General features: G+C 37.8%; 17 protein-coding genes. 8 read left to right on the top strand and 9 right to left on the bottom strand.

The features are described 5' to 3' along the window. The first annotated feature begins 2 nt into the window (after positions 1-2). The 4 genes from dapB (at position 3) to LV716_RS13595 (ending at position 3,492) form a co-directional block, all read left to right on the top strand. A complete protein-coding gene (gene dapB, locus LV716_RS13610; RefSeq protein ID WP_163418336.1) occupies positions 3-704 on the top strand; it encodes a 4-hydroxy-tetrahydrodipicolinate reductase in 702 nt (233 codons plus the stop codon). Between the two features lie 47 nt (positions 705-751). Then, positions 752-2,494: a signal peptidase I gene (gene lepB / locus LV716_RS13605; RefSeq protein WP_163418335.1), complete on the top strand. Its 1,743-nt coding sequence runs from the start codon at positions 752-754 to the stop codon at positions 2,492-2,494. A gap of 73 nt (positions 2,495-2,567) precedes the next feature. After that, positions 2,568-3,191, top strand: a complete 624-nt coding sequence (locus LV716_RS13600) for a WbqC family protein (protein WP_163418334.1) — start codon at positions 2,568-2,570, stop codon at positions 3,189-3,191. Next, on the top strand, positions 3,184-3,492 hold the full coding sequence (locus LV716_RS13595; protein WP_233759138.1) for a DUF6122 family protein: 309 nt from the start codon (positions 3,184-3,186) through the stop codon (positions 3,490-3,492). The genes LV716_RS13600 and LV716_RS13595 overlap by 8 nt, the downstream gene beginning before the upstream one ends. Here LV716_RS13595 and LV716_RS13590 read toward each other — a convergent pair. The 7 genes from LV716_RS13590 to LV716_RS13560 all read right to left on the bottom strand — a co-directional run bounded on the left by LV716_RS13590 (position 3,484) and on the right by LV716_RS13560 (position 9,814). After that, positions 3,484-4,497: an endonuclease/exonuclease/phosphatase family protein gene (locus LV716_RS13590; RefSeq protein WP_163418333.1), complete on the bottom strand. Its 1,014-nt coding sequence runs from the start codon at positions 4,495-4,497 to the stop codon at positions 3,484-3,486. The two genes, LV716_RS13595 and LV716_RS13590, sit on opposite strands and share 9 nt — an antisense overlap. A gap of 20 nt (positions 4,498-4,517) precedes the next feature. After that, positions 4,518-5,384, bottom strand: a complete 867-nt coding sequence (locus LV716_RS13585) for a rhomboid family intramembrane serine protease (protein WP_163418332.1) — start codon at positions 5,382-5,384, stop codon at positions 4,518-4,520. A 3-nt stretch (positions 5,385-5,387) separates the two neighbouring features. After that, entirely contained in the window at positions 5,388-6,122 is a 735-nt protein-coding gene (locus LV716_RS13580) for a rhomboid family intramembrane serine protease (protein WP_163418331.1), read from the bottom strand. Continuing rightward, positions 6,123-7,970 (bottom strand): DNA mismatch repair endonuclease MutL, encoded by a 1,848-nt coding sequence (mutL, locus tag LV716_RS13575; RefSeq protein WP_163418330.1) that lies wholly within the window; start codon positions 7,968-7,970, stop codon positions 6,123-6,125. Further along, positions 7,970-8,254 (bottom strand): riboflavin synthase subunit beta, encoded by a 285-nt coding sequence (locus LV716_RS13570; RefSeq protein WP_163418329.1) that lies wholly within the window; start codon positions 8,252-8,254, stop codon positions 7,970-7,972. The genes mutL and LV716_RS13570 overlap by 1 nt, the downstream gene beginning before the upstream one ends. Positions 8,255-8,564: 310 nt before the next feature. Continuing rightward, the gene (ribH, locus tag LV716_RS13565; protein WP_163418328.1) at positions 8,565-9,047 is read right to left on the bottom strand and encodes a 6,7-dimethyl-8-ribityllumazine synthase; all 483 of its coding nucleotides are present in this window, start codon (positions 9,045-9,047) and stop codon (positions 8,565-8,567) included. A 5-nt stretch (positions 9,048-9,052) separates the two neighbouring features. After that, positions 9,053-9,814 (bottom strand): tol-pal system YbgF family protein, encoded by a 762-nt coding sequence (locus tag LV716_RS13560; RefSeq protein WP_163418327.1) that lies wholly within the window; start codon positions 9,812-9,814, stop codon positions 9,053-9,055. A 125-nt stretch (positions 9,815-9,939) separates the two neighbouring features. Between LV716_RS13560 and LV716_RS13555 the strand changes: the two genes are divergently transcribed. From LV716_RS13555 to LV716_RS13540, 4 genes are read left to right on the top strand one after another with little or no spacing between them, the layout of a single operon-like run. Beyond that, positions 9,940-11,019, top strand: a complete 1,080-nt coding sequence (locus LV716_RS13555; protein WP_163418326.1) for a DNA replication/repair protein RecF — start codon at positions 9,940-9,942, stop codon at positions 11,017-11,019. A gap of 1 nt (position 11,020) precedes the next feature. Further along, on the top strand, positions 11,021-11,443 hold the full coding sequence (locus LV716_RS13550) for a hypothetical protein (protein ID WP_163418325.1): 423 nt from the start codon (positions 11,021-11,023) through the stop codon (positions 11,441-11,443). Then, positions 11,443-11,739, top strand: coding sequence for a DUF721 domain-containing protein (locus tag LV716_RS13545; RefSeq protein WP_163418324.1), 297 nt, complete (start codon positions 11,443-11,445; stop codon positions 11,737-11,739). Before LV716_RS13550 ends, LV716_RS13545 begins: the two co-directional genes overlap by 1 nt. Positions 11,740-11,756: 17 nt before the next feature. After that, entirely contained in the window at positions 11,757-12,284 is a 528-nt protein-coding gene (locus tag LV716_RS13540; RefSeq protein ID WP_163418323.1) for a GNAT family N-acetyltransferase, read from the top strand. Positions 12,285-12,317: 33 nt separating this feature from the next. Here the strand turns inward: LV716_RS13540 and LV716_RS13535 are convergent, their stop codons facing one another. Together LV716_RS13535 and LV716_RS13530 are read right to left on the bottom strand one after the other, a co-directional pair. Beyond that, positions 12,318-12,737, bottom strand: coding sequence for a nucleoside-diphosphate kinase (locus LV716_RS13535; protein WP_163418322.1), 420 nt, complete (start codon positions 12,735-12,737; stop codon positions 12,318-12,320). 49 nt (positions 12,738-12,786) lie between these two features. Then, on the bottom strand, positions 12,787-13,830 hold the full coding sequence (locus LV716_RS13530; RefSeq protein WP_163418321.1) for an alkaline phosphatase D family protein: 1,044 nt from the start codon (positions 13,828-13,830) through the stop codon (positions 12,787-12,789). Positions 13,831-13,867: the final 37 nt, after the last annotated feature.

Genomic DNA, 13,867 nt, shown 5'->3' with positions numbered 1-13,867 from the left:
ATATGAAAATTGGACTGTTCGGTTATGGGAAAATGGGCAAAATGATTGAGCAAATCGCTACTGATAGGGGTCACTCAATTGTTGCGAAAATAGATTTGAATTCCCCTACAATAGATTACGGCACAATGGATGTCGCCATTGATTTTAGTACTCCAGAATCAGCTTTTAAGAATATAACGGATTGTTTTGAAAATAATGTGCCCGTCATATCCGGTACTACGGGGTGGTTGGATAATTACGAAGATGCCATAACTAGTTGCAAAGAGAAAAAGGGTGCTTTTATATACGCATCAAATTTTAGTCTAGGAGTCAATATTTTTTTTGAACTCAACTCTTATCTGGCCAAAATGATAGGAAACCTAGAGCAATATAATGTGGCTATGGAGGAAATCCATCACACTCAAAAGCTAGATGCCCCCAGTGGAACGGCCATAACCTTGGCAGAAGGAATTCTAGCCCATACTCCCTACAAAAATTGGCAATTGGACAAAGCTGAAAAAAATGTCATTCCCATCACTTCCAAGCGAGAGGGCAACGTTCCCGGTACACATACCATAACCTACGAAAGTAATGTAGATACCGTAGAAATTAAGCATACAGCGCACAATAGAGAGGGTTTTGCCCTGGGCGCTGTTATCGCTGCGGAATGGATTCAAGGAAGAACTGGGGTGTTTTCTATGAAAGATGTGTTAAATCTAAAATAAAACGTAACAAAAATTAAGACTTCGTGTCTAAAAACTAAACTTTACATATGGACGGTACACAGTGGATTATTTTTATCTTAATTGTACAGATCATTCATTTTCTTGGAACTTGGAAACTCTACGTAAAAGCAGGCAGAAAAGCTTGGGAGGCCGCTATACCAATTTACAATGGGATTGTGCTCATGAAAATCATAAACAGGCCTTGGTGGTGGGTACTTTTACTGTTTTTACCCATTATCAATTTATTGATGTTCCCAGTAGTATGGGTCGAGACCATTAGAAGTTTTGGCAAAAACAAGCTTTTAGATACATGGCTGGCCATTCTAACACTAGGTTTTTATATCTACTACATCAATTACGCAGAAGATGTAAGCTATATTGAAGATAGAAGTTTAAAACCAAGAACAGGACTTGGTGAATGGGTAAGTTCTATTGTTTTTGCGATAGTGGCAGCGACATTTGTCCACACCTATTTTATCCAACCTTACGTTATACCCACTGGCTCTTTGGAGCGCACACTTAGGATTGGGGATTTTCTGTTCGTGAGCAAGTTTCACTACGGTGCAAGATTGCCCATGACCACTTTGGCCGCACCTATGGTTCACGATACGCTACCCGTTTTAAAGACTAGATCTTACATAGCGGATGTCAATCCAGAAACCTACAAAACATCATGGAAGAATAAACTGCGATTACCGTATTTACGCCTTCCAGGATTTAATACCATAAAGAAGAACGATATTGTGGTTTTTAGTCTTCCTTCAGATACGCTATACCAGTTTTTTAAGGCGGAAAAAGCGGTCAAGAAGCCCATTGATAAAAAATCCAACTATGTAAAAAGATGTGTGGGCACTCCAGGCGATTCACTCTCGGTGATAGATGGGTTTGTCCATATCAATGGAGAAAAGCTAAAGCTTTCGGATAGGGCCAAGGTCATGTACGATTACACGATTTATTCCCAGAAGGGGGTGTCGAGCAAATTACTTTCAGAAGTTGATGCTTCAGATTATCTGAGGAAATACATAACAGCAGCGGTAAATCAAAATCAGTACAATGGCTTGGCACCATACTTATTGGGTGCCCAACAAACCCCAGATGGAAAGATTGAACTGATTAGCCAAGAGAAAGGGATACCTACGGAAGTGATTAGACAACTACGACTTTCACTGACCGAGGAAAAACCAAGGTCTAGAGTTGCCAATTTAACCGATGAAATGGTTGAGCAACTGCGCAAAAATCAAAGTGTGGATTCTGTTATAAAGACAAACGAAGGAAAGGGTGTTTATGGTGGTGCATATCCTCAAAAACCTAACATTCACCCTTGGAACGTCGATAATTTTGGTCCAATCTATATTCCCAAAGCAGGAGCTACGGTAGCGCTAACACCTGAGACCATTCCGCTATACAAAAAAATCATTAGGGATTATGAAAACAATGAAGTAGAGGTCAGAGGTCAAAAGATGTATATTAACGGAACAGAATCATCTTCCTATACTTTTAAACAGGACTATTATTGGATGATGGGAGATAACAGAGACCATTCCGAGGATTCCAGAACATGGGGCTACGTACCCGCCGACCATATTGTAGGTAAACCGGTTTTTCTTTGGATGAGTTTTGATAATTTTGATGAGGGCCTCGCCAACTGGAGACCACGTTGGGAACGTATCTTCACCACGGTAGGCGGCAGCGGAGAACCTGTATCTTATTTGATATACTTTTTAATAGCTTTAGGAGGCTGGTTTGTTTTTGACTTTTTTAGAAAGAAGCGCAAGAAGAATACTGAGTAAGCGTTGTTTGCTTCGACTACGCCCAGTACGAGCGTTGTTCAAAACTATTATTCCCGATAAAAAATAATATCAATTGAAAACCTTGGTCCACCCTGCATATTTTCCCAATATCATCACTTTTGCCATGATTGTCCAAAATGATGTTATCTGGGAAGAACATGATAATTTTCAAAAACAGACGTATAGAAATCGCTGTTATATTGCAACGGACCAGGGAAAACATATGCTTAATATTCCAATAAGGCATGTAGGCGGTAAAGAGGGTCGACAAAAGTATAATGCTGTTGAAGTGGACAATAGTGTAAACTGGCAAAAACTGCATTGGCGAACTTTGGAAACAGCATACAGGACATCGCCTTTTTTTGAGTTCTATGAAGATGACCTTAAACCCTTGTTCGAGGAACCTGCCAGTTTACTTTACGATTTCAACTTAAAAACAATAGCAATTATTGGTGAATGTCTGGGAATAAAAACTTCCATGGAGCGAAACGTATCTTTTGAAAAAAATCCCAAAGAATTCATTGATTCAAGGTTTCTGGTGGATGCCAAAAAAAGCCCAATGATTGCAGTGGATGAATATGCACAGGTTTTTGGGGAAAGAAATGGTTTTATAGGGAATCTCAGTATTTTGGATTTACTCTTCAACGAAGGAACCAATACACTTACTTTCTTGAGAAATCTATCTATCGATGTTTAGGTTCTTCATCCATTATGGAATTCATTTTTTAGCTCCCATTCTTATTGGGCTTCTACTCGTAAAGGAGAACAAACTAAAAGTAACCCTTATACTCCTGGCCGGTATTTTAATCGATATAGACCATGCATTTGCCGAACCCATTTTTGATGCTAATCGATGTAGCATTGGATTTCATCCCCTTCATAGTATTTGGGCAATTCTTCTGTATTGTGTCTTGCCTTTTTTTAAAAAAACTAGACTGATTGGCTTGGCTTTGATCATTCACATTATTGCGGATAGTATGGATTGTTTATTAATGTGATGTATAACGCAATGTAGCCGCTACAGGGTAATGGTCCGATAACATTTCGTCAAAATTGGTATGCGAAATCACTTGAAATGAAGCGTCTGCTAGCACATAATCGATTCGTAACGGGAAATTAAAAATCTTGTAGGTACGACCAAATCCATTTCCCTTTTCCAGAAAGCTATCCTGTAAATCGTCTCGTACTATTCTGTAGATATTCGAAAATTGGGTATTGTTCAAATCCCCACATACAATGGTGCTGTAGGGACTTTGTTTAACATGGTCGTTGAAGATTTTCGCTTGCTCCAATTGTTTAGAAAACGTATTGACGAGTCTTTTATAGGTTTTTTCTGATTCTTTCTCAGAAAATGTTTCTGATGAAGGAACAATACTAAAGGACTGCAAATGCATATTATAAACACGTATTGTATCGCTCCTTACAAGAAGATCCACATAGATGACATTGTTTATGGTACCTGGAAAATCAATAGATCCTTTATTTAAGATCGGATATTTGGAAAAAATGCCCTGTGTAATTTTACCAACAGAATCAGGTGTAATGCTGTTATATGGATATTGGGACAATTCATCTTTTCGCTCTCTATGAAATTCTTGTATGCACAGGATATCTGGTTTTTCAGCCTTAATAAAATCAATGATTCGGTCTCCAATGTTAGGCTCTTTTATCCATTCGTTTTTATTAAAATGCCATACATTGAAGGTCATTATCCTTAAATCGGATGTTTCATCAGCATCCTGATTTTTGTTTCCAACTCCATAAAATGGCCCAAAAACAAAATAGCCCATTGCCAAAGCAGCTAATGACCATAAGAACTTTCTCTTTTTTCTATATATCCAATATAAAAGGAAAAGTACATTTACAATAAATAAAAAAGGAACACTTAAGCTAAGTACAGAAAGGACCGGAATTATTTGAATACTAAAAAAAGATAATATGCAGGTCAATAACAGCGCTATGGCAACTGTAACATTAAACCCAAAGATCAACTTTCCGAGCATACTCAACGCTTTTTCACGAATTAGTCTTCTTTTCCTGCCTTAAAAAGAAAATCCTTTTCAGCTTTGGATAAGCTTTCATAACCGGATTTACTGATTTTGTCTAGAATGGCATCTATTTTACGTTGGTGGGCTTCTTTATCGTAATCCTTGGCGCTTTTGCTTTTGGCAGTGTTCTTCTTGTACACCGTTTTTAATGGTGCTTTTTTATCCCTAGGCTTGAACCATTGCGCAATGGCATTTCTAAGCTTTCCAAAACCTGAACCTATATCGATTCCTTTTAACAATTGTCGTGCATAAATATACCCAAGGAGAGCACCACCTAAATGGGCAAGCCTCCCTCCTACATTATCACCATAAGGAATACGAATTAAATCTACCAAGATGAAAAATGCCCCAACATACCAAAGTTTCACATTAAAAAATATGATACGTACTTCTTGGTTTGGAATATAGGCACAAATAAATATCAATACCGCGGTAACGCCAGCGGACGCTCCAATCAACGCTGTATTGGTATTTAGTAGCGTAGGGAATATATTGTAGCTCAATAAGAAGACCAACCCTCCTACAATCACCCCTAAAAAATATACATTGATAAATCGTTGCGCATCAAAAAGATTCAAGAAAATACGTCCTGTAAAATAGAGCATGATCATATTCCAAAAAATATGACCAAATCCAGCATGGAAAAAGGAATAGGTAATTATGGACCAAGGTTGCCCTAAAAACCCCATAAAATCTTTTGGAAGATGAAACCAGCTTGCTACCGAACCTCCAAGAAGTGCTAAAGCCAATCCATCTAGAATGAAAATCAACACATTTAAGGCTATTAGCTTTTCCGCGATATTTAGCCGAGCAAAATTATATTGTAAACTACCATTAGCCATAGGTTAGTTCCATCTATTTTGATTAAACTGATTTTTTTTCCAATACCACATCATAAGGAAGCCTATCAATGCTCCGCCGATATGGGCAAAATGTGCTACTCCCGTATTTATGTTGCCTATTCCAAAAATTAAATCCCCCAGCAACAACAAAGGCACAAAATACTTTGCCTTAATGGGTACGGGAAGAAATATGAGCATAAGTTTCGCTTCGGAATACATAAAAGCAAAAGCTACCAAAACACCATATATAGCTCCAGAAGCACCAACAGCTGGCGTATTATAAGCACTCAAAAAATTATCTATTGTGCTTTTGGAAGCTAAATTGTACCAATCTGGACTATACTGCCCATTAGCCAGAATGTCCAAAACCTGTGTTTCCGTCATCCCAGAATTGACCAAAGCGTTCATACCTTCACTAAAAAGATAATAATTGACCCCTGAGTGCAAAAAGGCTGAGCCCAAACCCGCTGAAAAATAAAAGAAGAGGAATTTGTTCCTGCCCCAAACCTGCTCTAGAGGCGTGCCAAATGCCCATAACGCATACATGTTGAAAAGTATGTGCATGACGCTCCCGTGCATGAACATATGGGAAATAACCTGCCACCATTGAAAATTGGTATTCTTAGGGAACCAAAGTGACAACCATTGGTACATTTGGTCGCCATATAATTGTGTGGCAAAAAACAAAATAACGTTGATGATCAACAGGTGTTTTACTGCCTCGGTCAATCTACCCATTTAGCTAAATTTTTTTTCAATATCCCCTTCAGAGATAATAATATACGTCAATTTTTGTGAAGGACTTAGTGTTGGCTCCTTACAACCGAATAAATCGTTTACCAATGCCAGTTGCGACTCTTTGTCCAATAGCTCCCCTGTTTTTACGGCAAGGTTTTTAGCAAGTGTTGCCGCTAAAACTTCTGCTTGGGAAATTGAATTTCCTTCAAACCCTTCCTTATAATCTGCCATTATTCGGTCCAATACCGTGCCAATTCCTCTTTCAGAAAGAATTAAAGGAACACCTGTCACTTTAACAGTCTCTCCTTCTAAACTTTCAAAAGCAAAACCAACATTGGCGAGACTATCCTTAACTTCTTTTAAAACAGTAAGTTCTTGTTTTGTAAATGAAAGCTCCAAAGGAAATAAAAGCTGTTGGCTTATACCTTCTTTTACGGTTATCTCGGTCAAGAACTTTTCAAAAAGCACCCGTTCATGAGCACGATTTTGATTAATGACCAACATACCCGATTTAATGGTACTAACAATATATTTTCTTCTAAGTTGAAAGGTAGTTCCTGTATGTTCTTCGGTATCAGAATCGGAATAAAAAGTACCTTGGGCAACATCATCGGATTCTATTTGTACACTACTAAAATTATCGGTCTTTATTTCAGCATCCAACCCTTCATATAGATTTTCCCAACCTTTAGCACTCGTCTTTTTATAAGTGCCCGTACTACCTGTTTTTTCTTGGGTAGATTGAAATGGATTAAAAGAAGCGTCCACCGTTACTTTTGGGAGTATTACACCTTTCTCTTTGTATTCGTAGGGAGTGTCCAGATTAGGGTCATGGTCAAAATCCAATACGGGAGCCACATTAAATTGTCCCAAGCTATGCTTTATGGTAGACCGCAAAATAGCGTACATTGTATTTTCATCATCAAACTTAACTTCTGTTTTCGTAGGGTGTATGTTGATGTCTATTGATGATGGATTCACTTCTAAATACAAGAAGTACCCAGGATAGAGATCAGACTTTATGAGTCCTTCAAAAGCTGCTACTACGGAATGATGCAAATATGGACTTTTAATAAATCTGTCGTTGGCGAAGAAAAACTGTTCTCCCCTACTCTTTTTTGCAAATTCGGGCTTACAGATGAATCCGGAAATTTTGACCACTTCGGTCTCCTCGTTTACCGGAACCAAGCGGCCGCTCATTTTACTGCCAAAAACATGGCTTATCCGTTGCCTGTAATTCGTCTTTGGCAGATTAAAAACTTCAGAGCCGTTGTTAAAAAAATGAAACTCGATAGTGGGATGCACTAGAGCAACTCTATGGAATTCGTCCATAATATGACGTAACTCCACTTGGTTCGATTTAAGAAAATTACGTCTTGCCGGAATATTAAAGAATAGATTTTTAACCGCTATCGATGTACCTTTAGGAGTTGCAATAACATCTTGCATTACTATTTTGCTACCCTCTATCTTTAGATGTGTCCCTACCTCGGTTACATCGGTTCTAGTTTGCATATCCACATGGGCTATGGCGGCAATTGAAGCCAACGCCTCTCCTCGAAATCCCTTGGTCTGTAAATTGAAAAGATCTTGGGCATTGGATATTTTGGAAGTTGCATGCCTTTCAAAAGACAATCTGGCATCGGTCTCGCTCATTCCCATGCCGTTATCGACCACCTGGATCAAAGTCTTTCCGCCGTCCTTTACAATAAGCTTTATCAATGTAGCACCGGCATCGATTGCATTTTCCAACAATTCTTTTACCACCGAAGCTGGCCGTTGAACCACTTCCCCTGCTGCAATTTGATTAGCGACATGGTCTGGCAATAGTTTAATGATATCTGCCATTAGGGAGTCAGAAATATTGATAAATCAAAGTCTATGATGAAGAGAAACAACACTATTAAAACAACTACAATGATAAGAAACCTGAGTTTGATGTTCTTATCGCCCTCATTCTTTAAATCATCTATCGCAGAGGTAAATTTATTTTTAAGACCACGTTGTGTATGTGCCGTACTTCTGAATTTATCCAGTTTATGTTCTATTTTAAAAGGATTGCTTTCACCCTTGTAATAACGTGGTGAATAATTATAACTTCTATTTTTTCTAAGTTTTAGAAAATTTCGCATGGTATCCTTTTCCAAGTGCTACCAAAGGTACTTAAAATCAAAAAAACGTCCTGAAAAGCAGTCCCAAAAAGTGTTAACAGTCTATAAAACTCAAATACAAGTACAAAAATTAAACTCAAGTTCAAAACTCAAATTCAAAATATAAGTCAAGTACAAGGGTTAAGTTCAAACTCAGTTAAAGCTCATATATTTCAACTGCATACTTTAAATTGTAGCAAAAACACTTACTTGCACTATTTTGAACTTATAGCTTGCACTTGAGCTTAAAAGTGTACTAGAGTAAGATTGTATTTTGAACTTGAATTTCAACTTACTTGCCCAAAACGGCCATTTTAATGGCAGCGATAGCAGCTTCAGTACCTTTGTTGCCGTGTTTTCCACCACTGCGGTCCAACGCTTGTTGCAAGTTGTTATCCGTAAGTACACAAAAAATGACTGGAATGTCATAGTTGACGTTCAAATCCTTAATGCCTTGCGCCGCTGCACTACAAACAAAATCGAAATGACTGGTTTCACCACGGATAACGCTACCAATTGCAATCACTGCATCCACTTTTTGTGAAGTCAGCATTTTTTTGCAGCCAAATGTGAGTTCATAACTACCAGGAACATCCCATCTTACAATATTTTCAGCTAATGCACCACAATCCAACAGAGCTTCCATAGCACCGTTGTAAAGTCCTTCGGTTATTGTTTCATTCCATTCAGAAACAACAATCCCAAACCGAAGTTCCTTCGCATTTGGGATTGTAGATTTATCGTAAATCGATAGATTTTTATTCTCGGTAGCCATTTTGACTAGTTTTTGGCCAATCCTATAAGTAAATCAATATTATTCGCTTCTTGAGCCGTAGAAAATTCATTTTTGATACGCTCAAAGAAACCTTTCGCTTTTTCTTTTTGTCCCAAATCCATGGCGATTATACCAGCTTTGTACAAAAATCTAGGCGTTGTATATTCGTTTTTATTGTGAGCGATAGCTTTCTCATAGTAGTCCAAGGCATCTTCTGGCTGGTTCAATTGTGAAAAAGCATCGCCTATACCACCTTTTGCCATTGCTCCAAGTACCGCATCATCTGATGAAAAACTCTCCAAATGGGTAATTGCTTCTTGATATTGCTGAATATTAAGATAAGTCATACCAGCGGAGTAATTCGCAAGGTTTGCAGCCTTTGTACCTTTATATTCCTCTATAATATCCAAAAAACCATATTTTCCTTCGGCACCGTTTAAGGCTAACAAGAAAAGAGAATCTTTCTCTGTTTCACTTGTCAAGGCTTGGTCAAAATATTGTTGGGGATAGTAAAGTTCATTTGCAGCGGAAGCTTCCTTTGGTTTTTGGATAAACTCATTGTAACCTAAATACCCAAGAACACCAATGGCTATAGCTGCTATGGCTCCCAAAATATAGTTTTGATTTTTTTGAACCCAAGCTTCGGTCTTAGAAGCACCTTCATCCAACGTACTGAAAACCTCAGCTGTTGTGCTGTTCTGCTCATCCAGCTGATTTTCCTCAACCTTATTCTTCGGCTTAAAGCCTCGCTTCTTGTATGTTGCCATCCTTGATTTTATTAATCGGGCAAAAATAAAGTTTTTATCCAAAACCAAAAGGTAATTTATTCGTTATTTTTGGAATCTTTAATGAATTGCTAACCGACCGAAATCCTTAGATTTCTTCAGCTTTTATGTTTTTAAAGCACTTATCTTTAGTTAATTATAAAAATTTTGCTTCCAAGAACCTGGAATTTGACCCGGTAATCAATTGCCTGGTCGGGGATAACGGCGTGGGCAAAACCAATATTCTAGATGCTATTTACCACCTTTCTTTTGGCAAAAGCTATTTTAATCCCGTTGCCACACAGAACATAAAGCACGAAACCGATTTTTTTGTCATTGAGGGGGAATTTGAAAAAAAAGAGCGTAGCGAAAAAATCATATGCAGTTTTAAAAGAGGATTAAAAAAAGTCATAAAAAGAAACGGTAAAGCATACGATAAGTTTTCGGAACATATCGGTTTTTTGCCACTGGTCATCATTTCGCCATCGGACAGGGATCTTATCATTGAAGGAAGCGATACCCGCAGAAAGTTCATGGACGGGGTCATTTCCCAATCGGACAAGTCGTATTTGCAAGCGCTTATCAAATACAATAAGGTATTGATGCAGCGTAATTCATTATTAAAATATTTTGCCGTAAACCATACGTACGATGCAGATACATTAGCAATTTATGACGAGCAGTTGCATGGTTTTGGTACTGAAATACATCAAAAAAGGATGGAATTCATTACTTCTTTCATTCCAATCTTTAAAGAGCAGTATGCCCATATTTCGGAAAAGGAAGAACAGATAATGCTCTCTTACGAAAGTCAATTGACCGAAAAGAATCTAGCCGAACTCTTAAAAAAATCAATTGACAAGGACCGGGCTTTACAATATACAAGTGTGGGTATCCATAAAGATGATCTGAACTTTACCATTGATGGGCACCCTATTAAAAAGTTTGGCAGTCAAGGACAGCAAAAAACATTCCTGATCGCGTTAAAACTGGCACAATTTCATTTCATAAAAGAACAGGCAAAGACAACCCCTATTTTATTGCTCGATGATATTTTTGACAAATTGGACGAAAACAGGGTCTCACAGATAGTTGCATTGGTGGATAATGATGATTTTGGACAAATATTTATAAGCGATACGCATGCGGAACGGACAGAAAATGTAGTTAAAAATATTCACCAGAGCTATAAAATATTTACCTTGTAATATGAAGCGAATAGTTTTGTTTGTTACTGTTCTGATTTTGTATGGATGTAAGGAAACTTCAATTTCCAAAGAGGATATTTCCTTTTTGAACGGGTATTGGGAAATTACAGAAGTTGAGTTTCCTGATGGCAACAAAAAGAATTATACCGTTAACCCCAGTGTGGATTTTATTCAAGTGGAAAATATGGAAGGCTTTCGTAAAAAATTACAGCCTTCATTAAATGGGACCTATACGACTTCAAATGATGTAGAGTCCTTCAAAATTGTTACTGTTAACGAAGCTTTTACGATACAGTATAAAAAAGACCGGAACGAGTGGGAAGAAAAATTGGTGCATTTGGATTCCATGTCATTCTCCGTACTCAATACAGAAGGAAAGACGTATTCTTATAAACGCTTTCAACCTATAACCATACCCAAATAATGGCGAAACGGCACAATTCATATCTTAATTTAAGCGATGCACTGGGGGAGTTCATCAAAGACAACAAGCTCCAAAAAGGCATGGACAAAGTTGAAGCAAAAGATGCGTGGGTAAAATTGATGGGAAACGGGGTGAACAACTATACCACTGCTGTAGAATTACGAAACGAAACTCTTTTTGTCTCGCTATCCTCTTCCGTACTCAGGGAAGAATTGAGTCTGGGAAAAACCAAAATCATTGCAATGCTCAATGAAGAATTGGGAAAAGATTTGATTAAAAAGCTGGTTTTACGCTAATCGTTTTTAGGAGTCTGATGAAAAATTTTATTGAAACGAAAAGGCTCATACTCTGCGAGGCCACCTTAGAAGATTCAGAATTTTTTTATACGTTATTGAACAGTCCAAATTGGATAGAATTTATTGGAGACAAGGGAGTTCGAACTCAAGAAGATGCAAAGCAGTATATACAGTCCAATTTGATTGATTCTTATCAAAAAAACGGTTATGGTCTCTTAACAATGTCTTTAAAAGAATCTAGAAAGCCCATCGGTATTTGTGGCTTTGTTAGACGGGACTATCTAAATAGTCCGGATATAGGATTTGCGATTCTTCCTGAACATGAAGGCAATGGTTACACTACAGAAGCCTGTGAAGCAATTATAAGCTATGGAAAAACCGAACTTAAGTTGCAAACTATTTTAGGGATTACCACTCCTGAAAATAGCAAGTCACGTAACCTTCTTATCAAAATCGGTCTTTTTGAAGTTGGTATAATTCAGCCCGAAAAAGATAAGAAAGAATTACTGCTTTTTTCCACAAAAAAAGCTACTCAGTCTGAGTAGCTCTAATATCGCAAATCAAATTAGAAGTTTTTACTAAAATATTTCCCTTCCGGAAAAATGGAAAGCACCTTCAATTTTAGCATTGTCATCACTATCTGAGCCATGGACCGCATTCTCCCCTATACTTGAGGCATACAATTTACGGATGGTACCTTCAGCAGCTTCTTCTGGATTGGTAGCACCTATCAAAGCGCGAAAGTCTTCAACAGCGTTATCCTTTTCCAAAATAGCGGACACAATTGGTCCTCTTGTCATAAATTCAACCAATTCTCCAAAGAAAGGTCGCTCTTTGTGGATGGCGTAAAATTCTTGTGCATCCCTTTTGCTCAACTGTGTATATTTCATGGCCACAATCTTGAAACCCGCGGCCGTTATCTTTTCCAAAATAGCCCCAATATATCCGTTCTCAACAGCATCGGGTTTTATCATGGTAAATGTTCTATTTCCAGTCATTTTTTAAAATTTTGCGCAAACTTACGGCTTTTCAACTAATGAACAAGGTTTAATACGCTTGTTTTAACTCTTGAAAAACAAGTCCGTTTTCACCCATCATCTTTAAATGTGCTTCTCTGGTTTCTAAATGCAACGTTATGATTCCAAAACTTGGAAACGCCATTACTTCTCCTATCCTAAACCTATTGGGTTCACTGGTAAAATCTGAGTAAGAATGTGTAAGTCCGCTGCTTGTAAAATCTATTAGAGAATATGGTATTTGTGGTAGTTCTACTTTTGAAAATTCTGAAATGTGACGGTCACCGGACAATATCATCACCCCCTTGGCACCAGATGATGTAATACTGTTTTTAAGCTTCTCCACATCTTTTGGAAAATTGCTCCAACTTTCAAAACCATGCTCTCCTGATAAAAACTGGATACTGGTGACAATAAGATTGAAATCTGCTTCAGAATTGTCCAGTTCCTTTTGCAACCAATCCCATTGGGCATTGCCTAAAATTGTTGCATCTGCATTTGTATTAGGTTTATAACGTCTCTTTGGGTCTGGATCCGATTCTAGAGAACTTCTAAAATATCTGGTGTCCAACACTAGAATTTTGACCTTACCTTTTGGCGTTTCAAACAAATGCGAAGTATAGACACCTTCTTGGTTTCTTCTTTTACTATCTTTTGGAACTCCCATGAAATCCAAGAACAATTGTTGGCTTTCTTTTTTCATCGAAAATTCTTCTCCACCATCGTTCAAACCATAATCATGATCATCCCAAGTACCGATAACCGGAGTTGTTTCATTTAATAGTTTGTAGCCCTCATTCCCAAGTTGTTTACTGTACATGGATTTTAATTCATCCATATTTTCGGTATCCGCATAGATATTGTCGCCTCCCCATATCCAAACATCCGGGTTTTCATTTAGGATATCGTCCCAAAAAGGATTAGCTACATCTTGCTTGTTGCACGAGCCAAAAGCAATAGTAAAAACAGTACCCGACTTTTCTGTATTTTGAGCAATGGCAGAAGGAACAGCTTGCTGACTTTTACAGCCAAAAAAGAAGACAACAGCGCTAAATACAGTACTAAAATATTTCATATTCAAAATTTATGGTTTAACAAAAATAGAGTATCCA

This window comes from Flagellimonas sp. HMM57 (assembly GCF_021390175.1).
Classification (GTDB): domain Bacteria; phylum Bacteroidota; class Bacteroidia; order Flavobacteriales; family Flavobacteriaceae; genus Flagellimonas.
The sequence above is the reverse complement of the archived record's forward strand: the minus strand, read 5'-3'. Positions and strand labels throughout refer to the sequence as shown.

Bases quoted from the DNA above. Each gene is read 5' to 3' on its own strand.
- ribH (WP_163418328.1), bottom strand. From the start codon at position 9,047: ATGGCTACCGAGAATAAAAATCTATCGATTTACGATAAATCTACAATC.
- LV716_RS13555 (WP_163418326.1), top strand. From the start codon at position 9,940: ATGTTTTTAAAGCACTTATCTTTAGTTAATTATAAAAATTTTGCTTCC.
- LV716_RS13580 (WP_163418331.1), bottom strand. From the start codon at position 6,122: ATGGGTAGATTGACCGAGGCAGTAAAACACCTGTTGATCATCAACGTT.
- LV716_RS13545 (WP_163418324.1), top strand. From the start codon at position 11,443: ATGGCGAAACGGCACAATTCATATCTTAATTTAAGCGATGCACTGGGG.
- LV716_RS13530 (WP_163418321.1), bottom strand. From the start codon at position 13,830: ATGAAATATTTTAGTACTGTATTTAGCGCTGTTGTCTTCTTTTTTGGC.
- LV716_RS13570 (WP_163418329.1), bottom strand. From the start codon at position 8,254: ATGCGAAATTTTCTAAAACTTAGAAAAAATAGAAGTTATAATTATTCA.
- dapB (WP_163418336.1), top strand. From the start codon at position 3: ATGAAAATTGGACTGTTCGGTTATGGGAAAATGGGCAAAATGATTGAG.
- LV716_RS13535 (WP_163418322.1), bottom strand. From the start codon at position 12,737: ATGACTGGAAATAGAACATTTACCATGATAAAACCCGATGCTGTTGAG.
- LV716_RS13585 (WP_163418332.1), bottom strand. From the start codon at position 5,384: ATGGCTAATGGTAGTTTACAATATAATTTTGCTCGGCTAAATATCGCG.
- LV716_RS13590 (WP_163418333.1), bottom strand. From the start codon at position 4,497: ATGCTCGGAAAGTTGATCTTTGGGTTTAATGTTACAGTTGCCATAGCG.
- LV716_RS13550 (WP_163418325.1), top strand. From the start codon at position 11,021: ATGAAGCGAATAGTTTTGTTTGTTACTGTTCTGATTTTGTATGGATGT.
- LV716_RS13540 (WP_163418323.1), top strand. From the start codon at position 11,757: ATGAAAAATTTTATTGAAACGAAAAGGCTCATACTCTGCGAGGCCACC.
- lepB (WP_163418335.1), top strand. From the start codon at position 752: ATGGACGGTACACAGTGGATTATTTTTATCTTAATTGTACAGATCATT.
- mutL (WP_163418330.1), bottom strand. From the start codon at position 7,970: ATGGCAGATATCATTAAACTATTGCCAGACCATGTCGCTAATCAAATT.
- LV716_RS13560 (WP_163418327.1), bottom strand. From the start codon at position 9,814: ATGGCAACATACAAGAAGCGAGGCTTTAAGCCGAAGAATAAGGTTGAG.
- LV716_RS13595 (WP_233759138.1), top strand. From the start codon at position 3,184: ATGTTTAGGTTCTTCATCCATTATGGAATTCATTTTTTAGCTCCCATT.